The organism is Paenibacillus sp. OK003 (assembly GCF_900109515.1).
GTDB classification, from domain to species: Bacteria; Bacillota; Bacilli; order Paenibacillales; family Paenibacillaceae; genus Paenibacillus; species Paenibacillus marchantiae.
In genome coordinates this window covers 181268-207769 of the sequence record NZ_FOBD01000004.1, presented here as the reverse complement: position 1 = coordinate 207769, position 26502 = coordinate 181268, and the positions used below count along the sequence as shown (strand labels likewise).

The 26502-nt window shown below is 47.0% G+C and carries 23 protein-coding genes and 1 pseudogene; 4 read left to right on the top strand and 20 right to left on the bottom strand.

Features of this window, described 5'->3' with window-relative positions:
- Positions 1–38: 38 nt before the first annotated feature.
- From BMW94_RS07955 to BMW94_RS07940, 4 genes are all read right to left on the bottom strand, one after another.
- Positions 39–995 (bottom strand): carbohydrate ABC transporter permease, encoded by a 957-nt coding sequence (locus tag BMW94_RS07955; RefSeq protein WP_090996711.1) that lies wholly within the window; start codon positions 993–995, stop codon positions 39–41.
- 22 nt (positions 996–1017) lie between these two features.
- Positions 1018–1947: an ABC transporter permease gene (locus tag BMW94_RS07950; RefSeq protein WP_090996708.1), complete on the bottom strand. Its 930-nt coding sequence runs from the start codon at positions 1945–1947 to the stop codon at positions 1018–1020.
- A 260-nt stretch (positions 1948–2207) separates the two neighbouring features.
- Positions 2208–3767: a response regulator transcription factor gene (locus BMW94_RS07945; protein ID WP_090996705.1), complete on the bottom strand. Its 1560-nt coding sequence runs from the start codon at positions 3765–3767 to the stop codon at positions 2208–2210.
- The gene (locus tag BMW94_RS07940) at positions 3764–5596 is read right to left on the bottom strand and encodes a cache domain-containing sensor histidine kinase (RefSeq protein WP_090996701.1); all 1833 of its coding nucleotides are present in this window, start codon (positions 5594–5596) and stop codon (positions 3764–3766) included. Before BMW94_RS07940 ends, BMW94_RS07945 begins: the two co-directional genes overlap by 4 nt.
- A 232-nt stretch (positions 5597–5828) precedes the next feature.
- On the opposite strand from BMW94_RS07940, the gene BMW94_RS07935 reads away from it, so the two are divergent.
- Positions 5829–8978, top strand: a complete 3150-nt coding sequence (locus tag BMW94_RS07935; RefSeq protein WP_090996698.1) for an alpha-mannosidase — start codon at positions 5829–5831, stop codon at positions 8976–8978.
- Positions 8979–9141: 163 nt separating this feature from the next.
- Here the strand turns inward: BMW94_RS07935 and BMW94_RS07930 are convergent, their stop codons facing one another.
- The 7 genes from BMW94_RS07930 to BMW94_RS07905 all read right to left on the bottom strand — a co-directional run bounded on the left by BMW94_RS07930 (position 9142) and on the right by BMW94_RS07905 (position 15929).
- On the bottom strand, positions 9142–10464 hold the full coding sequence (locus BMW94_RS07930; RefSeq protein ID WP_090996695.1) for an LLM class flavin-dependent oxidoreductase: 1323 nt from the start codon (positions 10462–10464) through the stop codon (positions 9142–9144).
- An 83-nt stretch (positions 10465–10547) separates the two neighbouring features.
- Positions 10548–11795 (bottom strand): MFS transporter, encoded by a 1248-nt coding sequence (locus BMW94_RS07925; protein ID WP_090996692.1) that lies wholly within the window; start codon positions 11793–11795, stop codon positions 10548–10550.
- A gap of 320 nt (positions 11796–12115) precedes the next feature.
- On the bottom strand, positions 12116–12556 hold the full coding sequence (locus BMW94_RS07920; protein ID WP_090996690.1) for a GNAT family N-acetyltransferase: 441 nt from the start codon (positions 12554–12556) through the stop codon (positions 12116–12118).
- Between the two features lie 41 nt (positions 12557–12597).
- A complete protein-coding gene (locus tag BMW94_RS07915; RefSeq protein ID WP_090996687.1) occupies positions 12598–13137 on the bottom strand; it encodes an SMI1/KNR4 family protein in 540 nt (179 codons plus the stop codon).
- Between the two features lie 279 nt (positions 13138–13416).
- A complete protein-coding gene (locus BMW94_RS07910) occupies positions 13417–14235 on the bottom strand; it encodes a purine-nucleoside phosphorylase (protein ID WP_079697326.1) in 819 nt (272 codons plus the stop codon).
- Positions 14236–14500: 265 nt separating this feature from the next.
- A complete protein-coding gene (locus BMW94_RS30410) occupies positions 14501–14677 on the bottom strand; it encodes a hypothetical protein (RefSeq protein ID WP_175480621.1) in 177 nt (58 codons plus the stop codon).
- A gap of 91 nt (positions 14678–14768) precedes the next feature.
- Entirely contained in the window at positions 14769–15929 is a 1161-nt protein-coding gene (locus BMW94_RS07905) for a serine hydrolase domain-containing protein (RefSeq protein ID WP_254790166.1), read from the bottom strand.
- A 185-nt stretch (positions 15930–16114) separates the two neighbouring features.
- Here BMW94_RS07905 and BMW94_RS07900 point away from each other — a divergent pair, with 185 nt between their 5' ends.
- Entirely contained in the window at positions 16115–16555 is a 441-nt protein-coding gene (locus tag BMW94_RS07900; protein ID WP_079697324.1) for an Lrp/AsnC family transcriptional regulator, read from the top strand.
- 197 nt (positions 16556–16752) lie between these two features.
- Here BMW94_RS07900 and BMW94_RS07895 read toward each other — a convergent pair whose 3' ends face one another.
- On the bottom strand, positions 16753–17862 hold the full coding sequence (locus tag BMW94_RS07895; protein WP_090997079.1) for an MFS transporter: 1110 nt from the start codon (positions 17860–17862) through the stop codon (positions 16753–16755).
- Positions 17863–18283: 421 nt separating this feature from the next.
- Here BMW94_RS07895 and BMW94_RS07890 point away from each other — a divergent pair, with 421 nt between their 5' ends.
- Positions 18284–19855 carry a helix-turn-helix domain-containing protein gene (locus tag BMW94_RS07890; protein WP_175480620.1) on the top strand — a complete coding sequence of 524 codons (1572 nt, stop codon included), beginning with the start codon at positions 18284–18286 and terminating at the stop codon, positions 19853–19855.
- A gap of 87 nt (positions 19856–19942) precedes the next feature.
- Positions 19943–21010, top strand: coding sequence for an ABC transporter substrate-binding protein (locus tag BMW94_RS07885; RefSeq protein WP_175480619.1), 1068 nt, complete (start codon positions 19943–19945; stop codon positions 21008–21010).
- A 122-nt stretch (positions 21011–21132) separates the two neighbouring features.
- On the opposite strand, the gene BMW94_RS07880 is transcribed toward BMW94_RS07885, so the two are convergent.
- The 8 genes and pseudogenes from BMW94_RS07880 to BMW94_RS07840 all read right to left on the bottom strand — a co-directional run bounded on the left by BMW94_RS07880 (position 21133) and on the right by BMW94_RS07840 (position 26431).
- Positions 21133–21684 carry a hypothetical protein gene (locus tag BMW94_RS07880; protein ID WP_090996678.1) on the bottom strand — a complete coding sequence of 184 codons (552 nt, stop codon included), beginning with the start codon at positions 21682–21684 and terminating at the stop codon, positions 21133–21135.
- A gap of 548 nt (positions 21685–22232) precedes the next feature.
- Positions 22233–22580, bottom strand: a complete 348-nt coding sequence (locus BMW94_RS07875) for a hypothetical protein (RefSeq protein WP_029881333.1) — start codon at positions 22578–22580, stop codon at positions 22233–22235.
- A 56-nt stretch (positions 22581–22636) separates the two neighbouring features.
- Positions 22637–23470 (bottom strand): aminoglycoside phosphotransferase family protein, encoded by an 834-nt coding sequence (locus tag BMW94_RS07870; protein ID WP_254790165.1) that lies wholly within the window; start codon positions 23468–23470, stop codon positions 22637–22639.
- Between the two features lie 87 nt (positions 23471–23557).
- Positions 23558–24040 carry a DinB family protein gene (locus BMW94_RS07865; RefSeq protein ID WP_090996675.1) on the bottom strand — a complete coding sequence of 161 codons (483 nt, stop codon included), beginning with the start codon at positions 24038–24040 and terminating at the stop codon, positions 23558–23560.
- Positions 24041–24277: 237 nt separating this feature from the next.
- A pseudogene (locus BMW94_RS07860) lies at positions 24278–24535 on the bottom strand (GNAT family N-acetyltransferase); the annotation flags it as partial.
- Positions 24536–24848: 313 nt separating this feature from the next.
- Entirely contained in the window at positions 24849–25376 is a 528-nt protein-coding gene (locus BMW94_RS07850; RefSeq protein WP_090996670.1) for a cysteine hydrolase family protein, read from the bottom strand.
- A 45-nt stretch (positions 25377–25421) separates the two neighbouring features.
- Positions 25422–25844: a hypothetical protein gene (locus BMW94_RS07845; protein WP_090996667.1), complete on the bottom strand. Its 423-nt coding sequence runs from the start codon at positions 25842–25844 to the stop codon at positions 25422–25424.
- Between the two features lie 41 nt (positions 25845–25885).
- The gene (locus tag BMW94_RS07840) at positions 25886–26431 is read right to left on the bottom strand and encodes a GrpB family protein (protein WP_090996664.1); all 546 of its coding nucleotides are present in this window, start codon (positions 26429–26431) and stop codon (positions 25886–25888) included.
- Positions 26432–26502 lie beyond the last annotated feature (71 nt).

The following is a 26502-nucleotide window of genomic DNA, read 5'->3' as shown; positions in this document are numbered from 1 at the left end:
TTATTGTTACTGCCCTTTGAGGGCAGGCACAACCAGACTTATTCTTTGACCGAACCAATGGTCAAGCCTTGTATAAAATACTTTTGGAAAAACGGATACGCCAGCGCAACCGGCAGTGTAGCCAAGACTACCATCGCCATGCGGACGGTCTCCGTTGGCAGTGTCGAGGCAATGTCATAGGACACAACCCGGCTGCTGTTTTGTACTACAAAGTCCATATTGTTCTGTATTCGAATCAGCAATGTCTGGAGTGGAATCAAATTCGCATTGTCGATATAGAGCAGCGCATTGAACCAGTCATTCCAAAATCCTAATGTACTGAACAATCCAATAGTCGCAATGCCCGGCAACGAAATCGGCAGTACGATGCGTGTATAGATGCCGAATTCAGTAGCTCCGTCGATCTTGGCCGACTCGATAACCGCATCCGGCACAGTGGTCGTGAAAAATGTACGCATAACGATAATGTAAAAAGCGTTCATGATTGACGGCAGGATCAGCGCCCAGATCGAATCCCGCAAGTGCAGCACCTGCGTAACCACAATGTAACTGGGAACGAGACCGCCGGAAAATAGCATGGTGAAGAAGGCCAAAAAGCTGAAGAACCGACGCTGCGCAAAATTTTTGCGTGAGATGGCATACGCATACGTGGTGACCAAATACAGTGTCAGCGCGGTTCCGACAACCGTCACCGTTAAGGTAACCCCAAACGATTGGGCCATCTGCTGTCCGGATTCCATAAGGAATCGGTAGGCATCCAGCGTCCAGACTTCAGGGAATAACTTAAAGCCATTGATCGCCAGCGTCTTCTCATCGGTAAATGAGATGATAACGATGAACAGAAACGGAAAGATGCAAGATAAGGCAAACAGACCGATAGCTATATTAAAAATCACATTAGATAAAGGCGAAATGGCATTCAAATCTTTCGATTTCTTTCCGGTCCTCCTCGTATGGGCAGATGCCCGCTTTACCGGTTCGCTTAAATTACTCATGGAAGCACCCCCTTGCCGCAGCCTAGAATACGGCATAATCCTTTTCAATTTTACGCACAGCATAGTTTGCCAGCAGGACAAGAATCAAACCGACAACCGATTGATACAATCCTGTAGCTGTACTCATTCCCGTATCACCCATAATGGTCAAGCCGCGGTATACAAAGGTGTCGATGACATTGGTGACCGGATACAGCGCACCAGAGTCCCGCGGAACCTGATAGAACAGTCCAAAGTCGGAACGAAAGATCCCCCCGATCGCCAGAATGGTGAGGATGATCATTAGCGGTCTAAGCAGTGGCAGCGTTATGTACCGGATCTGTTTCCACTTCGTAGCGCCGTCGATCATCGCTGCCTCATAATAAGAACGATCGATACCTGCGATTGCTGCCAGATACACTACACTGCCATAACCTGCACCTTTCCACAGGCCGAGCAGAATGAGAAAATACGGCCAATACCCTGTCTCACTGTACCAACTGACCGGATCTCCACCAAAGTACATGATGATCTGGTTGAACACACCCTTTTCCACACTCAGAAACGAGAAGACGAAATAACTGATAATAACCCATGACAGGAAATAAGGCATAAACATAGCGGTCTGGTAAATCTTCGCCAGCCGTTTGTTCAACAGTTCGTTCATGATGATCGCAAGCGTCACCGCGAGCACCAACCCGAGAAAGATCAGCCCCAGGTTATACAGAATGGTATTACGTGTGATGATATAGGCGTCACTGGTGGAGAACAGAAACTCAAAGTTCTTGAACCCAACCCATTCGCTTTTTAGAACGCTTTCAAGAAATCCGCCCGGATGTATCCGGAAGTCCTTAAAAGCAATAATCGTTCCGAACATTGGCAAATAGGCAAAAATGATAAACCAAGCTGCTCCCGGCAGTACCAGCAGAAGAAACGCCTTGTTCTTCATCAGACTTTTGAAGATGCCCTGCACGGCTGTCCCTCCTTATAATCTCGTTCATTATCGCTTAGCTGCATCCAGCATTAATCCCCTATAATCAACACTGGATCTAAGCCCTTTTGGTGCTTTGGATTTCCTCGTTCACTCCTACCTCCATTATGCAAGCGCTACCAATTTGGAGATAGTTGAAAAACCCAATAAATTGATGGATTAATTAAAGATCGTGCTTTCATTGCATAACAAAAAAGACACCCCCACATGGGGAGTGTCTTCATTCAGCCGGAGCCCCCGGCTTATTTTTTCATGTAGATCGAGCGCAGCTCCGTAGGAGAAACGCCAGCATATTTCTTAAACTGTCTGTAAAAATATGTGGAGTCCCAATAGCCCACCTCGCCCGCTATTTCTGCCGTCTTTTTGTCCGAATATAACAGCAAATGAGTGGCACGCTCAATTCGGTACTGGTTCACATAATCAGAAAAGGTGGTACCAACCTCTTGCTGGAACAATTGGCCGAGGTAGTTCGGATGAAGCTCCAGCCTCTGACTGAGTGTCTTAAGTGAAAGCTCATCCTGATAGTGATTTTTCACCACCTCCAGCACAGCCATGATATGCGGGCTGTACGTTTTCTCGGCGGTATGATATGTATCCAGCGTGCGATGAACAACCTTTCTGACCAATTGTTTCAGTTTGTTGAGCGTATGAATTCTGGACAGGGGTCCGAAAATGTCTCCGTAGTCAGGCGTTTTCTCTAGTTCCTTGGCGGCCAGCATAAGCTGGATCGCAGAATTGAAGAACGGTGTTCTCGGGAGGCAGGGTTCCTTACCCTCAACAATGAAGAATTCGTCGATGAATCGATCCACTTCAGTACCTTCCCCATCCCGCAGCAGCTTGTGGAACTGCTCCATCGCTGGCCCAGGCTTCTCTTGATGCTGATTGCTAGCTTCTTCGTTCTCCACTTGCATGATGAAGGTATTACAATCCATAAACAAATGATTCTGAAGCCACAGCTTTACGGACTTGCAGCTCTTCGGAAAACCCAGATAGGTCGACTCGGATTGACCGATGATCCCCCATACACGTGCACCTGTGTCCTCAGCAACCGCTTGCTTCATTTTGGTGAGTGCCTGAAGCTGCCATTCATCACTACCTTCCGTACCGGCTGAAACGAACAGCAGCATGATGTCTCCGTTCTGATCAGGAAAACAGATGATACCGCAGCCATCCGGGAGGCCTTTGTTCCCGATCTGCTCACACTGCTCAGCAATTCCCGGCAGATACATCTGGGGATCATCCCCCTTGTCATCTCCTACAATCCTTAGAGAAGCCGCACAATATGTGGATTTGTTCATGGGAATCTCAAGCATCTGCGCACGCTCACGGAATTCTTTGGCGTCAATGGTCTCGTTCGCCCACCGCTGCAAAATATTGTTGCGCAGAATCCTCCAGCTCTGATCCATTTGAATCTGGCGCATCTCTTCGTGCTCCCAATCCCGCTGCATATGCTTGATGGTCGCTTCCAGTTCATCCATATTGACTGGCTTGAGCAGGTAGTTCTCAACCCCCAGTGAGATGCCCTCCCGCACATATTTGAATTCTTCGTAACCACTTAAAATAATGAATTTGGTATATGGATTGCGCGCTTTAGTCTCCCGGATCAGTTCAAGTCCGGTCATTTGCGGCATCATGATATCCGTAATAATCAGATCGACAGGAACCTCGTCCATCATTGCTAGCGCTTCCAACCCATTGCATGCCGTTCCGGCAATCTGCATGTTATTCTGATCCCAATCAATGATCGCTTGCATTCCTTTGACAATAAGCGGCTCATCATCGACCAACATTACACTTCTCATCCCGTTTCCTCCCTTGTAACTGGAATGCTGATGGTCACCTCACATCCTTCGCCCTCCGCACTGTTCAGGTGCAGACCATAATCACTGCCATAATTCAGACGTATGCGGTCGTGCACGTTCTTAAGACCCAAAGATCGGTCAGATGTCTCAGCAGCTTCATCGCCCTTATGCAACCCATGTTGCAGTTCAAGCAATCTCTCCGCGGAAATCCCCTTTCCGTTATCCTTTACACGGATACGAATCACGTCGTTCTCTTCTTCGGCTGTGATGGAGATCCGGTTACCATCATCATTCGTACGAAAACCATGCACAATGTAATTCTCAATAATCGGCTGGACCAGCAGCTTGACGACCATGCTTCCCGCCGCTGCATTCTCGATATGGGTCTCCACGTGCAGCTTGTCCTCATACCGATATTGGACCAAAGCCAGGTACATGCCGCACAGCTCTATTTCCTCCGCCAAGGTTACATGGGTCTGCTTTTTGATCAAATGACGGAACATCGTGGCAAGAATGTAGATCATCTGCCCAACATCCCTGGCTCCCATACTGATGGCTTTCATGCGGATGCTTTCCAGCGTATTGTACAGAAAATGGGGATTGATCTGGGCTTGTAAAGCGACAAGCTGAGCGTTCTTTTGCTTGATCTCTGACACATACACTGTTTCTATGTAAGACTCCAGCCGATCACACATATGATTGAATCTCTGCGAAATCTGCTGCAGCTCATCTTCCCCCTCCATCTCGATCCGTTTACTCAGATCACCCTCCTGCCAACGCCGCATGTAAAGCACGAGTCTGTGAATTTTTTTGGAATAACGGCGGATGATGGTGAACGTCACCGCGATGCTAATCATGATGCACAGAATCACAATCCCAATGAGGCTGAAACGAATCGCCTGAAGGCTCTGTTTGATGTGCGACTCCGGAATAATAGAAGCCACGACCATGCCCGTATTCCCGATATTCAGCAGCTGCACCTTGGAGCGTTCCTCCAGATCCACCCAATCCTCCGGCAAATTCATCTTTCCCCAATACGGGTAGACGGTGTTGTCATACTTGCCCTGCGAATCGAAAATCACCTCACCTTCCCCGGTCATCAGCATGATCCGACTGTTCTTGCCGCCCGGTCTGTCTCGAAGAAGCTCTTTGATGCGGTCTGTATTCAGCTCAAACATAATTGCACCATACTGCTTCAATGTCACGGAGTCCTTGAGCACATTCGCGTAGCTATATGGAGTAGGCTCATCATCCATTTTCCCTTCGAACAGCGGTTCGCTGCCCATGTACTGCCAAGGTGCACTCCTCAGTTGCTGGAACCAGTCCTGATGCCCTGCAGACAGCTTGGGATGATCGTAAAAGTGCTGAGTCTCCCGATTAAGAACATAGAAGAAATCCTGATCCGTGCTGTATAACACGACATTTGCAATTGAAGCCTCATCCTTTAGCAGCAGACGTAATTGATAATCGAAGTTCCCTCGCTCCGTACGGTAGCTGTAAGCATATTGATTCAGACGCCAATTGAGAAAATCCTCGTATTCATGAGTCAAAAAATACTTCAGATCATCGCCGATCATAGCGTCGGTATAAATCTGCTGCACGGCATTATACAGCCGTTCGTACTGCTGATTCAGGTTGATACTGACAATATCCAGCTCCTGCAAACTGGCATCCATTTGTTCCTGTACCACTCGCTGTTCATAGTAGCGGTAGGCCAACACCGAGATGCTGATGAATAACAGGACCATAACCATGGAATAAAACAGCAGGATTTTGTTGAACATTTTTTTCTTCAAGTAGTTCTTATACATGGTTCGTATCCTGGACATTCGCGCCTGAACACCTCCTCCAGACCCATTTCCAACTCAGTGTATCACCGTTTGGTTAAATTCGACAATCACCAGCGCTCAGAATCAGTAATCCATATTTTGATTTGTCAAAAGCGAATGGAAGCGCTATAATGGGCGCATTCCCCTATAATAGTTATGTAATACATAATCGCTTTGGATGCTCTCTATATATGAATCACTCCCCGATAAAATGAACTGGGGGTTTTTAACGATGTTTCTTACTGAAAACAAACTACAAGCACGTATTCATGAATTATCCGAGCTGCGTTACCAGGATCGGTTGCCTTTAAATCATTTTCTTGCCTGCGAAGACCGCAGGGAAGAGATTAACCCTGCCCTGCCGGGAGACGATAGCCATTGGAAGCCTATGCATACAGGAGAAAGTTGGTCCGGTCGAGATCTCTATTTGTGGCTGCGTACAAAAGTCGAGTTCCCTGCCTCCTGGGAAGATAAACGGATTGTCGGACTGTTTGATTTTGGCGATACCGGGGGTGGTAACAATTCCGGCTTTGAATCACTGTTCTACTGGGATGGAAAGCCGTTTCAAGGCGTAGATTCCAACCACAAGGAAGTGTTCTTTCCAGCCTCTGCGGCAGGCAGCACCAACGAGTTGGTCTTCCGCTTATGGTCCGGTCTGGAAGGTGGCGGTCAGCCCCGCAACCAGACGCATACGTTCAGACATGCAGAACTGTGTTGGCTGGATGAAGCTGTGGATGATCTTGTATTTACAGGATCGGCGATTCTGGAAACGGTCAACATTCTGGATGCCCATGCACCTGAACGCACAAAGCTGCTTCATGCGCTTCAACAGTCCTTCCGCCTGATCGATTGGTCGCAGCCTAAGTCCGATGTCTTCTATTCCTCTGTGCATGACGCAAGGGATGACTTGAGCTCCCGACTGAATGCGATGGACAAAGCCTCTGATGTGACCGTTACCTGTATCGGCCATACTCACATTGACGTTGCCTGGCTGTGGCGGTTGAAGCATACGCGTGAGAAATGCGCCCGCTCCTTCTCTACGGTCATGCGCCTGATGGAGATGTTCCCGGAGTATGTTTTCCTTCAGACACAGCCCCAATTGTACGAATATGTGAAAGAGGACTACCCGGAACTGTACGAATCCATCAAGGAGCGTGTCGCTGAAGGTCGCTGGGAAGCGGGCGGCGGCATGTGGCTGGAGGCTGACTGCAACCTGACCTCGGGTGAATCCCTGGTCCGACAATTGCTGATTGGCACTCGTTTTCTCAAAGAAGAATTCGGGACGGATTGCCGATATCTATGGTTGCCCGATGTTTTCGGCTACAGCTGGTCTCTGCCGCAAATTCTGAAAAAATCCGGCATCCATACGTTCATGACAACCAAAATCAGCTGGAACCAATACAACCGCATGCCATTCGATACATTCCACTGGCGTGGCATTGACGGCTCAGAGGTGCTGACCCACTTCATTACTACACCCGAGCCTTGGTCCGAGCCGGGGTCTTGGTTCTATACCTATAACGGGAAAATCATTCCGAAGACGGTTAAGGGTATCTGGGATGCTTACCGCGATAAGGAGATGAACCAGGATCTGCTGCTGTCGTACGGATACGGAGACGGCGGAGGCGGCGTTAACCGCGAAATGCTGGAGATGAGACGAAGGCTGGATCAACTGCCCGGACTGCCCAAGGTCAAGACAGGACGCGCAGATGATTATTTTGAAAAGCTGCAGGAGACGGTGGAGAAAACCGATTCGTACATCCATACATGGGATGGCGAACTGTATCTGGAGTATCACCGCGGAACGTATACCAGTCAGGCGTACAACAAACGGATGAACCGCAAGCTTGAGCTGGCTTACCGCGAAGCGGAGTGGCTGAATGCATTGCAAAGTATTGTGCACAATGACTGGAACCTGTATCAAGCGAAGTCCCTGACTGCGGGTTGGAAAATCATTTTGCGCAACCAGTTCCATGACATCATTCCCGGTTCCTCCATCACAGAGGTGTATGAGGATAGCAGAATTGAATATGCAGAAGCTGAGCAGATTGGCAGTCACGTAGACACGCAGGCTCGGATGGCTATCGCTGGCAGCGGAGAATCTCCGCATACGTACACCATTTGGAACTCCTCCCCATGGGTCGTTACAGAAATCGTGAGCATTCCTGCGCCATCAGGCGAATTGGAAACGGGAACTTGGCTGAGCGATTCTGGAGAGATCATGAATGCTCAATACCAGGATGCACGTTGGTCCGTCGAGGTGAATAATATTCCTTCGCTGGGGTATACCACCATTCACTTCCAGAGTGGTACGGTACACGATATCCCTGAGCAATCGCCATTCATACACACAGCCAATGGGATTGAGACCCCGTTCTATCTGCTAGAGTGGAACGAGAATGGGCAGTTGACACGCCTTTACGATAAAGAGTCACACCGTGAGGTGCTTGCCAAAGGCGCTAGAGGCAATGTGCTTCAGGTGTTCGAGGACAAACCACTTGCCCACGAGGCCTGGGATATTGATATCTTCTATCAGGAGGATATGCGAGAGATTACGAAATGCACCAGCATTGAAGTCGTAGAGACTGGTCCGCTTCAGGCCGTAATCCGCTTCGCTTGGGAATACCTCGGCTCCACGATTACGCAGAACATGACTGTATATACCGGGCAGCGACGAATCGATTACGCCACTGAGGTGGATTGGCATGAACAGCAGCAACTGCTGAAAGTTGCCTTCCCAGTCGGCATCCGCTCTACGGAAGCCACCTACGATATTCAGTTCGGTAACGTTAAACGGCCCACGCACTGGAACACAAGCTGGGACTGGGCGCGTTTCGAATCTGTTGGCCATCAATGGGCTGATCTATCCGACAGAGGTTATGGCGTCAGTTTGCTAAATGATTCCAAATACGGTTATGACATTAAAGATAACGTCATGCGTCTGACCCTGATCAAGAGCGCTACGCACCCTGATCCACATGCCGATCAGGGACTGCACAGCTTCACCTATGCTCTTCTTCCGCATCAGGGAGATTGGCTCGTTGGCGGAACCGTGCAGCAGGCCTGGCTTCTGAATGCTCCAGCTCGATATACACAGGGCGTATCAGAGGAGCCAAGTCGCTCCATGTTCACCTTGTCCGGCAGCACAGCCATGATTTCGGCAGTTAAGAAGGCGGAGGATTCCGAGCGTGTCATTTTACGCGTCCATGATTATTCCGGCAGCATGAATACGCTTGAACTGACAAGCGATCTACGGATTCACGCGTGGAGAGAATGCAATCTTATGGAAGTACCGGAGGGCGAACTCCTGAATGATACACCGATAACCTTTGCTCTTGAACCTTATGAAATCAAGACGTTTGAGATTGATCTGAGAGTATAATCCTATAACTGTAGCAGCTTAACCAAAGATACCAGCAAGTCCCCAGATGATGGGCGACCTGCTGGTTTTTTTCGTGTCGATCGTTAGGATAGGAGCTTTCTGAATCGCTTTTATAGCATTCTGAACTGGAAGCAAGTTCGACGTAACATCATTGTGATTTTATTTATTTTACCGTCTCCAATGTATATCGATTGCGTGGAATCTCAAGACCCAGATTACCCCGCAGTGTCTCATGCTCATACTCGGTACGGAACAGGCCGCGATCTTGTAAGACAGGTACGACCAGATCCACAAAGTCCGCGAGTCCGTTCGGCACAACTGTACGAATGTTGAAACCATCCGCAGCTCCGCCTTCGAACCACTCCTGAATCTGATCTGCAATCTGATCCGGTGTACCTATGAACGATGTGCGAGGTGTCGATGCAAGCAATGCCACTTGGCGGAGGGTCAGCCCCTGTTCTCGGGCCTGCTGCTTGATTTTATCCGTTGTACTGCGGAAGCTGTTGCTGCCAATCTCCCCAATCTCAGGGAAAGGCTCGTCCAGCAGGTACTGGGAGAAGTCATAATGATCGAAGTATCGGCCCAAATAGTTCAGTGCCTGGTCAATACTGACCAACTCCGCAATCTCCTGATACTTGCGCTCCGCTTCTTCCTCCGTTCTGCCCACAATGGGACCAATGCCAGGGAAGATCAGGATATCTTCTGCCTTACGTCCGTATGCCACCGCTCTTGCTTTCACATCCGAATAGAACGCCTGAGCTTCCTCCAACGTCTCATGCCCCGTGTATACAGCATCGGCCGATCGGGCCGCCAGATCCTTGCCGGATTCGGAAGAACCTGCCTGGAAAACGACCGGATGTCCCTGTTTGGAACGCGCTACATTTAGTGGTCCCTGAACGGAGAAGTGATCTCCCTTGTGGTTCAGCGTATGCAGTTTGGATGGGTCGAAGAAAACACCGTTCTCTTTATCCCCGATAAATGCATCATCCTCCCAGGAATCCCACAGCCCTTTGACCACATTCAGATGTTCTTCTGCAATTTCGTAGCGCAGCGCGTGGTTCGGATGTTCACCTTTGCCAAAGTTCAGCGCCGAGCCTTCCAGAGGTGAAGTAACCACATTCCATCCGGCTCTCCCTCCGCTAATTTGGTCCAGGGAAGCAAATTGTCTTGCCACTGTGAACGGTTCACTATATGAGGTGGACAACGTCGCAACCAGCCCGATGTGTGAGGTTGCTCCCGCGAGAACGGAGAGCAGGGTTAACGGTTCAAAACGATTCAGGAAATGTGGATTGGATTTCTCGTTAATAAAGAGGCCGTCCGCAATAAAGAGCAGATCGAATTTCCCTTCCTCCGCCTTCATCGCCTGCTTCTTGTAGAAATCCAGATTTACGCTGGCATTGATCGGAATATCCGGGTGTCGCCAAAAAGAGATGCTATTTCCGACTCCATTCAAGTTTGCTCCCAATCTCAATCGTCGTTGTGACATATGAATTCCTCCCTATGTTGTGGTGATGACCATTTAATTCAGTCCGAGTACCTTTTTTCTCTGAGAGTCGTTTCTTCATTTCATCATTTCTTTATGCTGTTTCCGCCTGCTTCTGCTGTTGCCATACCCAATCCCGGTTTATTCGCCTCGTTCCTTTCGCTTAACCGGACTGTCCAGGCTGCTCCCAGAAGGACAATGCCCGTTAGGAGAAAAATAAAAGGAATCCCCGTCCATCCGCCCAGAAAACCGCCGAGTAACGGGCCAAGTACAATACCAAATTGATTCGCAGTCTGACTCAGACTGACAGCCCTCCCCCGGAAATCCCGGTCAGCATATTTGATGATCAACGCATTCAAGGCCGGATACACGGCAGCAAAGAACAGGCCATAGACAAATCGCAGACTTCCAAAATAAATGAGGTTAACCGCCGTTAGTTGCAGTAAACTGCCAATGCCACCGCCCAGTAGACCGATAAACAGCGTTTTCTCGTATCCGATCTTCCCGCCAATTCTTCCCCAGCGCGGCCCCATGATTACTGTTGCCACGCCGATAGCCGAGAAAACGATTCCTGCACTAAGTGTTGCACTACTGACGTCTCCACCGATCTGGACCACATAAAGCGTCAGCACAGGTTCGATAATGAGCACGGAAGTTGAAACGAGCAAAATCAAACCATAGATGCGCATTAATCCCGGAGTGGAGACTGCTTTTTTCAGATCCCCCAGAATACTTGTGCGAACCACAGTGCGGGGGCCGCGGGCTTCTTTTACCCATATCACCATCACAGCCGAGAGCAGCGTAATGATTCCCGAGGCGATAAAGCATCCGCGCAGCCCGATCCAATGACTCAGTACACCACCCACAAGCGGCCCCAGAATTCCTCCGGCAGCCGTGGATGTGGAGATGACACCAAGTGCATAACCTACATGCTTCTCCGGAGTATTGGTGCCAACCAACGTAATGGATGCAGGATTAAAGCCGGCCATGAGTCCTTGAAATATCCGCACAGCGATAAACGTGTAAGGGTCATAAACGAAATAGTTAGCCAGATGAGCAATGGCGAGACCAACGCCTGAACGAATCAGCATCAGTTTGCTTCCGTATCTGTCAGCCAGGGAGCCCCAGAATGGAGCACATAGTCCGCTAATCAGAAAGCTGATCGAGATCGAAATGCCGGACCAGACTTCCAATCCGCTCTGGATACCGAGATTATTTTGCAGAAACAGTGGAAAGAACGGCACAGACAAGGTGTAAGCCATATGATTAAAAAATAGACCAAACCACAGAATATACAGATTTCGCTTCCAATGCGGCATCTTGGTATTCTCCATACTATATAATTCCTATATAAAAAGTAGGTTATTATCCATATTAGGATACCGTCACTGGAAAGTATAATAGAAAAGTTCAATAGACCCATTCAACAATTAAATGAATGGATCTGTTATATAATTTGAACTAACGTTTTACACTGAATACTCCGATGACAGAATAACCTTCCAATCGCTGTTATCCCCAGATTTTTTTGATTCCCTTTTCTCAAGGGAAAAATCCGGTTATAAAGGCGAACGCTTCGCTTTTCCAAGTTTTTTCTGTCCTCTCCGTTTCTGTGTAAATGAATAGTTCAACTTATATAGATGTACAGTAACAATCACTGCACTTGAACGGACATGAACACATCCACCTCATCTTCACTGTCCAAAACAAACCCAAAACGTTCATACAAACGCCGAGCCGGACTGCCCTGCAATACATTTAAAATAACACGTTTGCCCCGGACCTCATCCCGTTTCAGCAGCATGTTCAGCACTTGAGTTCCTATTTGCTGACCCTGATAGTCGGGATGGATATAGAAATGTTCCAGCAGCATCTCCTCCAACTTGGGCTTCAGCGCTACACACCCCACCAGTGCACCCTCGACCTCGATAATCCATGTACACTCAGGGTCAAATGTATTACGGAAACGTTCACGAACCTTCACCTCATCATACCTTCCCAGCCTGTTTAGATCATCATATAGAACCAGGGCTCGCAGCTCTGCAAGGTGCTCCTGATCTGCCTGTTTGGATTGACGCATGGTTATTTGGATCATTGGAAAATCTCCTTTTATGCATCGATTCTGAACTCGTGCTCCTACGTTCCTTCGTCCTCATCCTTTTCTTCGATACATTTCTGAATAAATTCAAATAATCCCTTAGCCTCAACCGACCGATGTCCCCAATCATGCCAAAAGTACAACACCTGTCCTACCGTTCCCGCACTAGATGGGTCAGTGTCCAGACATAGATAATCCCCACCACCATTTTCCGCAATCGGAATCCATTTGCAGTTCCACAGTACTGGCTTAATGGCATCATCTTCAATCTCGGGCTCCATCTCGTCCGGGTCGAATTCTTCCTGCAAAAAGGCCCAGTTCTCCTTCACCTGATCCAGAGGTGACAATGTCAGGTTACGCACAAAGGAATCTACGCCAATATTCCAGGCTTGTCCGTTATGCACACGATACAGAGCCTTCATCTCCTCAGGCAAGGTCACACCAAGTTCGTTTTCTACGGATCGAAAATCTTCATCGCTCGCACCTGGTTGAAGATGGAGTGCTGCCTCCACATCTGCATTTGCTCCCGTACCTTTTGCAATCATACGTTGCCACAGCAGCTCAGCTTGCTCAATCATTCTACATTCTCCTTTTTGTATGCTATATAGTCGCCTCATCCGTTCATACAGAAAGTCTATACTTCACACTTCTCCCCAGGGATATAAATGATGCGCTGATAATTCTTATCTTTCAACAGTACGATATGAGGTCTGAAAAATACAAGGGAGCTTATTCCCATCTTGCCAAACAGCCTTGTTCACCAAAGAAAAAAGCACTGCCCAACGGAATCACTCCGTCTTGGACAATGCTTAAATATATTAGTGCTTTGATAATAGAGCTTCCTTCTCGCTTCCGGATTACATCTCTTTCAGAATACCTTTAACCAGTCCAATGAAGGTTGTTTTCACTTTTGCCGCGACTTCAATCACTTCATCATGACTTAACGGCTGATCCAGTATGCCGCAAGCCATATTGGTCAGACAGGAAATGCCCAGCACCTTCATGCCGCCATGAATGGCTACAATCGCTTCAGGTACCGTCGACATACCCACAGCATCTGCACCCATTGTACGAATCATTCGAATCTCGGCTGGCGTCTCATACGCCGGACCACTCCACCATGCATACACCCCTTGCTGCAAACCAACATTCTGCTCCTCCGCTACCTTCAGGGCGATACTGCGAAGTTCGCGATTATATACCTGTGATACGTCCGGGAAACGCACACCCAGCTCAGCATTATTCGGCCCCATCAGCGGATTATTGCCTACCAGATTGATATGATCGGTAATCAACATAAGCTGTCCGGGTTCAAAGCTGGTATTAATTGCTCCACAAGCATTGGTGATGATCAACTGCTCGACACCCAGTGCTTTCATAATCCGGACAGGGAACGTGACTTCATCCAGCGTAAACCCTTCATAATAATGAAGACGTCCTTTCATCGCTACGACAGTCTTGCCCATCAGCTCTCCGATGACCAATTCGTTGGCATGACCAATCGCCTCGGATTGAGCAAAATAAGGAATGTCCGTATATGGAATGACGGTAGCATTCTCGATCTCGTCCGCGAGCGCTCCCAGCCCTGATCCGAGAATCATACCCACGACAGGTTTGTCATTAATACGGTTTAATATGTAATCTCTGGCTTCCTGAATATGTGCGGATTGATGCATAAATATATTCCCCCTGAATATCTGAGTTTGGATTAAGTAAGTACTATAAACCAAGTGTAATGAACAATCGCGATCATGTAAATGGGAGCCGGACAAAGAGATTTTGGTTTCGGATCATATGAAAAGCTCCCCCACCTTCTGACTCGATCAACATTCAAGCTATTCATGCTTCAAATGTACACAAAAAACCGATCCTCTGTCGAGAATCGGCCCCATTATTAAATACGGATAAGGTATTCCGAGTGACATGTAATGATAAGCTGGCTTACTGCTGCTCCAGCGAATGCTGATTTTTGCTTTTCATGAAATCCATTCCCATGCTCAGCAGCAGCATCAGTGAAGCAAACATCACGGATTTACCAATAGTTCTTTCTGGAAAGATCATATAGGCAGCTACAAAATTGCCTGCGAAGACAAACAAGTAATTGCGGATGCGATCCATCTTCTCATCTCATTTCGGAATCAAATTTAGAATTCACTGTAATCTGCTGCTTTACTTTATCACATTTTTCCATAATAATCCATCACACTACTTATCTCTCTCGCTCAATCCCCTCATAGACAGCCTCGTAAAGTTCCGTTGTGAACCTGCCTGACATGCCCTCCAGAGCTGTATTCGTAAACGCGACAACGCTCAGTTCTTCCGCCGGATCAACAAACCACGAGTGACCATAGGTTCCTCCCATACGCCACGTTCCAGCAGACTCCGGTGTACCTGCTTCTACCTGATCTTTCAGCAATGTGAATCCCAGGCCAAATCCTCTGCCCGGCCAATAAGGCATGTCCAGATCGCCAATCTGATTAGTCGTCATTTCGGTGACCAGCGCTTTAGGAAGCAGCGAACCTCCACCTTGACGCAGCGTTTCGAGCAATACTAGAAAGTCTCCCACACTTCCTACCATGCCCGCACCACCCGAGAGATAGGCCGATGGATCAAGGTATCTTTCTGGTGCAAGTTGGAAGCCTGCCGTTCCTTCAATAAAAGGAACCTGGTCCTCATCACGCAAGCGACGAGGTTGCCCAGAAATGTCGGAACTGTCCGCATAGGCAGCCGTCATTCTCTCCGAGTCCACAGCGACAAAATCCGTATCCTTCATGCCCAGCGGATGAGTTACGAGCAGTTGTACTGCCTCTCGCAGTGTCAGCCCGGTCACTTTCTCAATAACTGCACCGAGTACATCAGTTGCAATCGAATATCTCCACATCTTCCCGGGCTCATACAGCAGTGGAGTAGAAGCAATCCTCTGCAAATTCTCTTCCAGCGTAATGCCAGCGATATCCATTCCATCTGATACTCCGGCAAGTTCGTACGTTCCTCCGTTTTCCTGAAAAAAACGATACGTTAAACCCGCCGTATGTGTCATCAGATGATGAACCGTCATGGAGGCAACTTCCCCATTTGGCTGTTTGGGACGGAATTCAGGCAGCCATTTCATAACCGGGTCATCCAGCTTTAATTTACCTTGGGATATCAATACCATGGCGGCGGTGGATACAATCGGTTTGGTTACAGAAGCATACCTGAACAGTGCATTTTCTTGCATGCGTCTGTTCTGTTCTCGATCGGCGAGGCCATCCGCGCTGTTATAGACCACTTCCCCTTTCCACGCAATCTGAACAACGGAACCCACAATTCTTTTTTCTGCCAACGTACGGTGAATCACTTCTTCTACAAATGCAGGATTAAACTTCATATTTCTGTCTCCCATTTCTCTCTTCCCCTCCATGTGCCACGTGCTTGATTATTTAAAGTAAGTGTGCTTATTATATAAATGATCTCATTCATATTACATAAGACAACCAAGTTATCTGCTTTAATCTACAATGAATATAAAGGCATTCACAAAATATTTCCTATAATTTAAAAGGAGGCCATCTTATGGACCAAATCGATACTAATATCCTCTTTCATTTGCAAAACCAGGCAAGGATATCCATGACGGAACTGGGCAAGCTGGTCGGTTTGTCTCAACCCGCCGTTACGGAACGCGTGAAGCGCTTGGAAGAAAGCGGCGTAATCGAAGAGTACCGTACTATCATTTCCCCGCAGAAAATAGGGAGATCGAGTACTTCCTATCTTCTTTTTCGCACACGGGATTGTCATGCCTTTCTTGATTTTTGCCGCTCGTCACCCGAAGTGGTCGAATGCCACCGCGTCAGTGGAGAACATAATTACCTGTTGAAAATCATGACGGATTCGATTGCTGGTCTTGAAGCATTTGGAGACCGATGCGATCAATACGGTACCTACACCACCCTCATCGCGATGTCCTCACCTATTGCAACCAAAAATCTCATCGAAGGAACGAATCCGGTGTAAATGCTTCATCGAAATAAGTTGAACAAATGATTTTACACTGGAACACTGCGCGGTCAGAACCATCTTTCGATCGCTGTTATCCCCAGATTTTTTGATCCCTTATACATAAGTGAAAATCCGGTGATAAAGGCGAACGCTCCGCTTCTCCAGACTTGTTCTGGCCTCTCCGTTTTTGTGTAAATGTTCTGTTCAATAACCTATCTTGGGAAACCATGTTTACTGGCGGACCAGGCGACGAGTAAGGCCATAACGATCAACAGGATCAGGGAAATGGGCAGGAAACGAGCGCCTGTCTGGTCCAGCAGGATAGCTCCAACAATCCCTCCCCCTCCGATCCCCAGGTTCCATGCTGTCACCAGCATGGATTGGGCAACATCGGCACTTTGGCCTCCGGCCTGCGCAATTGCAGTCTGTAATAACGTAGCCGCTCCGCCAAATGTAAGCCCCCAAGCGACTACTCCCAGAATGATCATTATCGGTTGATGGATAAAGATCCCCATTGCCAGCGATGCCAGCGCAAATAGAACAAGGCTAACCAGAATCAATAATCTCATGTAACGGTCAATCAACAGTCCAATAATCCATATACCGATTACCGAAGTCACTCCAAAGATCATCAGAACCAGGTCCACCCTTTCGGACAGCATCGTCTCGCCCAGATAAGGTGAGATATACGTGTACAGAATGTTATGGGCCAGTACCCAGGTCAGAACAACAAACAATATGGGGCGAACCCCCGGTATAACAAAGATCCGATGAAGCGCAAGCTGCTGACGTGCAGGCTCCCCCTCATAGTCAGGTACTTTCCAGAGCACCCACAATACAAGTACTAGCGTCAATAATGAGACTGTTTCAAAAATAAGACGCCATCCTGCGTAATTGCCCAAAAAGGTTCCCAAGGGAACGCCCAATGCAAGGGCGAGCGGTGTTCCCACCATGGCGACAGCCATCGCTTTTCCCTTTAGCGAGTCTGAAACCATCCGGCGTGCGTAACCTGCAGTCATCCCCCACAACACTCCAGCAGATACACCCGCCATGAAGCGTGCAGCAAGGGTCAAACCATATACCGAGGATACGGCCGTAATCGTGTTGAAAATCAGAAAACCGAAGATGCATGATAGCAGCAGCGGCCTGCGTCTCCATCCACGAGTTGATGTCGTCAGGGGAATTGCCGCCAGAAGAGATCCCACCGCATACAAAGTGACGAGCTGTCCAGCCAAACCTTCCCCGATCTCCAGATCTTGTGCTATTTGCGGCAGCAGCCCCGCCGGCAGGCTTTCTGTAAGAATGCATATAAATCCAGCCATGGCCAAAGCGAGCAGAGCTGACCAGGGGAGGCGTTCTTTTGCGATTTTGTTCGCGTTCACAAAGACTCTCCTTTATTCTTTATTTTTGTATAATCCAGAAGCCTCTGGCCTACAGAATAAGCTTATAAAATCGAACCCACATTTGGCATACATAATCAACGGCAGATCGAGCGTTTTATAAGGATAATCCATTTAATTTCGGTGTTTCACTTCGAATTTCAATGTAAACGCTATTAAAGCAATTATCATCGCGTACTGGATCATTAAAGAGGATGGGAGAACAACGAAGTGAACATCGAAGATGACGAAGATGATTGATAGCATTTCTGTTACTCGCTAGAATGATAAGATAATACATAGGCTTTGACTTTAATGCCTTTTAACACATACTCAAATCGGCTTCATAGAGAGGGATATGCCAATGTACAATCTTACATCCATTGAGCACCACACCAGGCTGCCCTCTAACGGCAACCCGTTCACACATACAGAAGGACAACTGTTATTGCTGCTGGAGGATGGAGAGATCTGTCTGACCGTGAATCGTCAGCATTGCGATCTTAAGGCAGGGTATTTTATTTTTCTCCAGGATGGCAAGCAGTTGCAGATTAGACAGACTTCCGCAGATCCATTACGCATCATCGCGTTGGAGATCGAGGGGCAAGTCTCGAATAGAGAGGATTCCGAAGAGGCGGCTCTTAATCTTCCTCCCCTTTTTGAGCATAACCGTGTGGGTATTCTGCAATCCCATGAACGCGAGTTAATCAAAGAACTGCATATACTCTGGCAGAAGCATAATCATTGGCAGCAGATTCGTATCCAAGGACAATTTCTGCAATGGGTCGCAGATGTAGGAGAACGGCTTGAAGCCACCTCCGATTATGACTCGGCCAGTCTTGTACTGGATGCGCTGCGTTACATGGAGCAGAACTATCAGACGCCGATTACACGCCAACAGCTTGCCGAACGGGCAGGTTTCTCCGAGGGGTACTACTCCCGTTTTTTCAAGAAAAACGTGGGCAAAAGTCCGCAAGAATATCTGACCGACATTCGAATGCATCATGCCAAACGGCTGCTCACCAGGCAACAAAGCTCCATACAGGATGTAGCCGCTCAAGTGGGCTATAACAACCCTTTATACTTCAGTCGCATATTCAAAAAAACCGTGGGCCTCTCGCCCACCGTCTATATTCATTCGAATCCACGTCAGATCAGGGTGGCCGCCATGAATAATCAATATACAGGTCATCTGCTAGCACTGGGACTGGAGCCTTGCGCCGCAACGGGTCCTTCTTTCAAAGCCGAAACCTCTTTGCTGGATCATACGCTTTTCATGAATGCCTATGAAGGGGATGCGCCCGATTCAACTACATTGCTTCGGGCTGAACCGGATCTGATTCTGACCAGTGAATATGCAGACGAGGCACATGTTCAGCAGTTGCACCAGATTGCACCTACACAGACGATTGCTTTTCAATCCCAGGACTGGCGCAGTCAGTTCCTCGAAATTGCTGAGGCTACCGGACGAAATCAACAAGCTTGCAGCTGGCTGGATGAATATGATGAGAAATCCCATCAGGCTGCAACCCATCTTCGTCAGCAGATCGGCTCTGCTTCAATCGTGTCATTACTCGTTCGAAGTCAGGATTGTTTTGTTGCCGGCTACCGCCATATGGGTGCGGTCCTGTATCAGGATCTGCAATTGTCCACCCCTTCCCTGATCCATGAACAGCAGAGCCATTATATTGCTGAGGATTGGAAAATGGACGATCTGGACGCCGATTACATCATGCTAGTGTTCCACCCTTCTGTCAGTGATGCCGAGCGGCAGAGATGGTTGAACTCACCCTGGTGGAAAGCGCGGGAAGCGGTGAAGCGGGGGCGGGTTTATTTGGATCAGATGAATTATGTACTCGGCAGCTATAATGCCTTCTCGCATGATCTGTTATTACGGGAAATTCCCGAGCGCCTTCGGTCACTATCGTGCATGTGAATGGTTCCTTTTGTGCCTCGACGCACGGAATCTTCTCTCCTATACTAGTAATTGAGAATGATAATCAGTAAAGGGGAACATGCACATATGAATACCGATAGAAGAAACCAACGAGGATTTAAAACCAATTTGAAGGCAAGCATCATGCTGATGCTGATGCTTATTCTGGTTGCCGGGTGCGCCAAGGCTGAACAGGCTTCTACGGGTGAATCCACTTCCTCAACCAGTGAGTCAACAGAGAGCACCAACGGCACCTCATCGTCGGATAGTGAGGCAACCAGTACGGAGACACGTACCGTTGAGGGTATTAAGGGTCCTGTTGATATTCCTGCTGAACCCAAGCGTATCGCTGGCTTGACCTATGCGTATGCCGATCACCTCGTGGCATTGGGCATGAAACCATACGCCATGGTGACCCAAGTCGGTCAGGAGATGCCTGCCTATCTGAAGGACAAGCTCGAAGGCGTCGTACCGCTCGGTTCCGTCAATGAATTCAACAAGGAAGCACTTCTGGACACAGAGCCGGATCTCATCCTGTCCAATGAAGTACTTGTTGATGAATACGACGCGATCAGCGCAATTGGACCGGTCTATATGAGTAGCTACTTCAGCAATTCGCTTGAATGGTTCAAGGATTCAGCCAAAGTATTGGGCAAAGAAAAAGAGGCAGACGAAATCGTGGATCAGTTGTATCAAAAGGCGAAGGATCTGGGCACCAAGGTTGCTGCCAGCGATGCCGCTGATGATACCATTCTGATTTTTCGTTTGACCGATAAGCAGATTCAGGTATTTGCTCCAAGTGACAAATCACCTGACGCCTTCTATTCTCCGAACCTGCTGTACGATATAGCCGGACTCCATGCACCTGATCTTGCCAAAGCAGGCATCGTCATGAATGAAGTTATTGAGAATGTGTCGCTCGAATTGTTGCCTGAATTGAATCCGGATCGTATTTTCATGATCATCTCCGGTAGTGAAGCAGATAACGAACAAGCACTCACCAAGCTGCGTGACAATGCGGTCTGGAAAGGCTTGAAGGCTGTGAAGAGCAACCAGGTATACCTGGTGGACAACATGGTCTGGGTAGCTGGATTTGGACCGATAGCCTATGGTCAGGTTCTGGATGAAGTAGAACAAGCTTTACTTGGAAACTGAACGCAAGATGACTAGAGATTTGCAGCATAAATAAAAAAAAATAGGCATGTCGTTTACATGAAGGGGGAAGGCCCTCAACGTAAATGCATGCCTGTTTATGTTTATGTTTATGATTTTGTTTCTCATTTTAATGTATAGCCCCCGAGATAAGTTTCCATCAGTTCATTAGAGAGCTGAATAGCTTCGGAACGATTCGTTGCGGGCATCGAGAGCATGAGCCCATCTTCGGAACTCCAGCTTTTACTGTTCTGCTCTCCGCTTGAATCCTCCTCCGAAATGGCGATGGTGAGTTTGCTGAATGCACGATCAACAAATAGTGTTCCGTACACGAAGATATCCGTTTTTCCATTTTCATAAATGATGTATTCCATCGATCCGTATCCTTTATGAAAACGAATTTCGAGTGCCTTTTGATCTTCGGGTACAGGGAAAGGCTCACCTTCAATATCAATAGTTCCTCTGAATATGTAATCACCCGAGGTCGTTAGATAACGTTTGCCATCCATGTTGATATGAACCTTTTGCTCTGGTTCCCTGTTGTCTTCTCCCCCCAGCCGATATTTTACACCCACACCATCAAGATGGATCGTTCTGGGCAGAAACAGAAGAATCACACTGATCACAATCATCAATACCCAGATGGCAAGCACGATCGAAATGATTTTTTTCTTCATGGCCCATCTCCTCAATTTATCGGTCTACAACTTTTGAAGATATGCAGTCTCTTCCTGATCTTCATTCCATTGAATATGGACAGGGATGGGAAAGTCTTCATTCCCCCCCTATCAAAGATGGCATATGAATTAATTACAAATTATAACATATAAACTACTCGCATAACGGTTTAAAGCAATTCACTTACTTTCATTACGGCACTGAATCAGGCCTATGCTTACAGATGCCTTAAAACGCACGGCTGGGATTGGCGCAACATATGGCCTAACAAAAAAACCGGCCACCTCGTGACCGATTCAATCCGCTCCTGGGGGAGCGTTGGATATATGTTCGAATGAAAAGAAAGTATGATTGCTACTCCTTAATGATAGTCCAGAACCACTCCTTCGGCTTTAACTGCTGATCGAACACCAAAAGCTAACTTTTGCATCCACACAAAACAAAAACACCTCCGTATTCCGTTGCAGATGGCAACAGAGCAATAGGCCTTGGAAGGTGTTTTGTGATAACAATATAGAATGGTTAATATATAATGCCGTGCGAAGGGTTACAACTTGTCCACCTGTAATAATGTTACCGGCTTCACCGTACAAGCTGGACTAATCTGCTCCTCAGTCAGTATGTTCAGTTTGATCAGGCTTTTCAGCTTATGACTGTCCACCTTGGACAGCAGTCGCCAGATGTCCGGATCGGGAAGGGAAGCATACAGCTTCTGATCATCATATTCCTTGCGGTGCTGAAGCACCGTTTTCACGGCGTATCCACCAACTTGCGTCTCATAGACACCCTGCTCCTCACAATACCCCACAATCTCATCTCGTAACACAGATAGACGTTGTTCAATTTCTTTTTGTTGCTGTTTCAGTTCAAAATAGGTTTGCACCTTCTGTTCCATACCCATCACGCTCCTCTATACCATAGGTATGCAGTGAAGGATAGTTTAGGACAATACTACAGCAGATCATCATTTAAATATGAATTATTGCCAATAATCTTTTTAATCCGCTGCATCACACCCTGACCCATTGGAACATTAGACACTCGCTTTAATAAGATCCAGCGCAAACAAGCCATCGCTTCAAAAATCTCCGCATCGTCTGGTGTGTATTCCGTCAAACTCTTGAATAGAGCACTGTACATCTTACCGTTTCGTTCCCCCGCATAGACCATCATCAAAAAAATGGACCATGCCATATCGTACCTCGGATCACCACGCTGCCCATTTGTCCAATCGATGATCGTATATTGATCACCTGCCTCCAGAACATTTCCCAGGTTATAATCACCATGGATCAAATGATCTTGCCTCAACTCAGTCCGTTGAAGAAGGGTCGTCAGAATCTGATGCATATCCCCATGCAGTTCAATGGAGGGAAAAAAATATCCAACGAAATCATATTGTGGTATGTAATTTGCAGCCGCGTTACCTGTATCCTTTACATCATAACCATGGACTTGAATTAACTTTTGAGCCAATTGCTGCAACTTGGTTTTGCTTAACTTGGCTATAGGCTCACCGTCATAACTCGTTAATAGGACTTGATTAGAATCCACATCCATGCCCCAACCGTACGGTTTGGAGACTTGTATTCCACTCTGGTATAGTTCAGATAATAGTTCATATTGGTTGCGAATATTGGGTTTGGAGTCCTTGTTCCATATCTTTAACACATAATTGTGATCTGTACATTCTATCTTCACAACGTCTGCTTCCAGCCCTGGTGACAGGGGAAGCATCTTGTATGGTTTTTCAAGCAGACAGCGAATTTCTTCGCTCAACTCCATCTAACGGATATTTTCCAGCGTTATACTCATTTTGCCCGACCCTTCTCTGTGAAATTAGAATTTGAATCTTTCTGTATCCTTTTCACTCTAGTTATCAGGTGTAATAAGTCCTTTACCAATGAAATTGGCAGACACAGGCTTCTTGTCCAATTCTCTGGACCATACCGATAATTGCCCCATGTGGTGAATCTCATGAGCAATCACGTGACGCATCACTTCTCCCCACGATTCCTTGGCGACGGAGCTATCCCATTCGGGATCGATGCAAGGTCTCTTTTCCATGCTGGGGTCCCAGGATAGAACAAATGCCTCCACTTCGGGTCGCAGTTTGCGCTCAAACTGTCGTATAGCTTCCAGTGTTTTATAGTTATCAAAATTCTCCATACCATCCGGTTTGCCCTGTAATACTTGAAGCCAGCTCCACTCCACATCAATGATATGAAAAAACGTTTGCAATATATTGCCTACTCCGCCTGTTCGGGGCCGAAGCAGCTCTTCCAGCGGTACATCCTCACACCACTGAAACCACTGCTCTCGCACAATCCAGTTATAACGAAAGAAAGATTCCATTAGCCAATCTCCTTTTTTATATAAATTGAACTAAAGAATATTTACACTTGTACTCCGATGACAGAACAACCTTCCGATCGCTGTTATCCCCAGATTTTTTGGAATCCCTTTTTCAAAGGGGAAAATCCGGGGATAAAGGCGAGGTGTATGCTTCCGATGGAGCTTTCTTTCAGAAAGCTTGTAGCTCCGCTTCTTCAGGTTATTTCTGTCCTCTCCGTTCTCGTGTAAATGTTTAGTTCAATTTATATCATCCGATTTAAATGTTTTGATCAATTCCATATTGGCAAAAGTCTTGCCCGAATGCTCAAGGTCTCCGTAGATCCCGCTAATCTGATCAAATCCCGACTTGGTCCAAAATCGTAAGGCAGGCCAATTTTTGAGCGCCACGTTGATTCTGATTTCCTTATAACCCAGCTCGGAAAACAATCGGGTTAACGCTTGCATCATTTCTTGTCCATAACCCTGCTTCTGGATTTCACTATGGATATACAAAAATTCGAGATAAACGGAATTCTACTTACTCTTTTGGCTTCGTCATTCTCTTCTTTACATAGAGTAAAACGTGAATTCCAGCGTATATAAACAGGACATTAATTACATACAGAAGGGCATTCACATATACATTGGAAAGGAACCAGATCGTATCATCAGGTTTCTTATAATGATAATCAGTGAAAAATCGCAAAGGAAAACCATACTCTGTTCGCAAAGGCTCCTCCGTATAGGTCGTTCCTGGAATAAAGACCACAGCTAAAATGGCAAGCCAAGCCGAAAGATTAAATATTCTTTTATTAAACGTCAATTTATCTCATCCATTCATTACATTTTCGGTATCCACCACATTCGCAAACATGCTCAGAACCGAATTGTGATGTTCTATAATCTGCTCAGCTTGAAGAATGTTGGAATTCCACGTGCTATGAGCATCACGAACCAAGGTTAGTGCATAGCCAAGGCTACTTGCTCTGCGACAAGTCGTATCCACGCATATTTCCGTCTGTATGCCAGTCAGAATAAGATCAGTCACTCCGTTTTCTTGCAATTTCAGATTCAGATCTGTTTCGTGAAACGAGTCAGGTGTTTGCTTTTCAATAATAAGGTCACCCGTGATCGGCGCAATGGACGGATGAATCGCCCAACCTGCCGTTCCACGCTCAAGGGGACTGCCTGCTCCTTCACTATGCTGATTGTAGATAACGGAGTGACCTTTTTCCCGAGCCTTGGAAATGACGTGTTGTATTTTCTGAAGCAATACGTCCCCCTGATATACGGGATCTGATTCATCGAACATGGCTACCTGAACATCGATTACAAGAAGTGCACAGTGGGTTGGCATCTTATATTCCTCCTGAAAATAATATTAGATCAGCAATTGTTATGACTACGTCTTCCTTTTTCGCACCGTTAACCAACCTTCCAATCCCAGATCGATCAACAAAAATAGTATAGCAGCTAGGACGCCAAGTAAGGTCAAAACTATCGACTCTTTAAAATTTATAATTTCATGCCCCGCGCCCATGAACAAATAATAGATATACATCCCTAAGACTCCAGCACATGCGTAACCCACTATTCTCAAAATTAGATAAATGACATAATTTCCGAAACGAGATCTGCTCAACAGATAATCCACCAATAAGGATAACGGTAGCCCGATCAATGTGATCAGGGGCGTTGCATATACAAGATAAACAAGAGTATAAAAATCAAAGCTGTAGGATTGATTCATGGATATGATACTTGCAATTAAAGTAAAACTAATGATGGTTAGAACGGTCGTCAGCAGCTTTCTACCAATGTTCATCTCACCACTCCCATAAGGTTATCCATATACAATGAATATTCCTATACGTCAGATTCTCCCGGTTGCCACCCGATTTCTTGGGACCATATATGAGCTTTCTCTAATATGCTCCACACCATCGGTCCTTTGCCTTCCACGTATTTTGGACGCTGGTCCTTGTATAATGCCATAAGCCTGTGCTTCTCTTCCGCATATTTCAAGCGATCCGTTGGATGTTCCCTCAAATAATCTCTAAAAAGCAAGTTCATCTGCTCAGAGAAACTCCCTGCTTGTCTTAAATGTACATGCGTTCTCCTACTTCCGGGTATTTCGCGAAAATATCGCTTGGTTTTATCCAGATTTTCTTCTCTGAATACGAAGCCGGACGCTTCAATTTCATGCTTGTAGTTAAGCAAACTATCATACTTAGATACGGAAATTTGTATATCTATGATCGGCTTGGCATCCATTCCGACGATGGAAGTTGATCCGACATGGTCAATCCGCACAGCCGTCTCTCCCAACGCCTCTCTTAATCTCATCCCGGTTTCGAGGAACATGTGCCTCCAGGCAGCATCATACGTTGCAATTCTCCATTGATCTTCCATGAAGTCCTCCCTTAGTTATCTAATCCAGCTATATAAAGAACAACAAGTCTTTCAATACTTTTGTCACATTT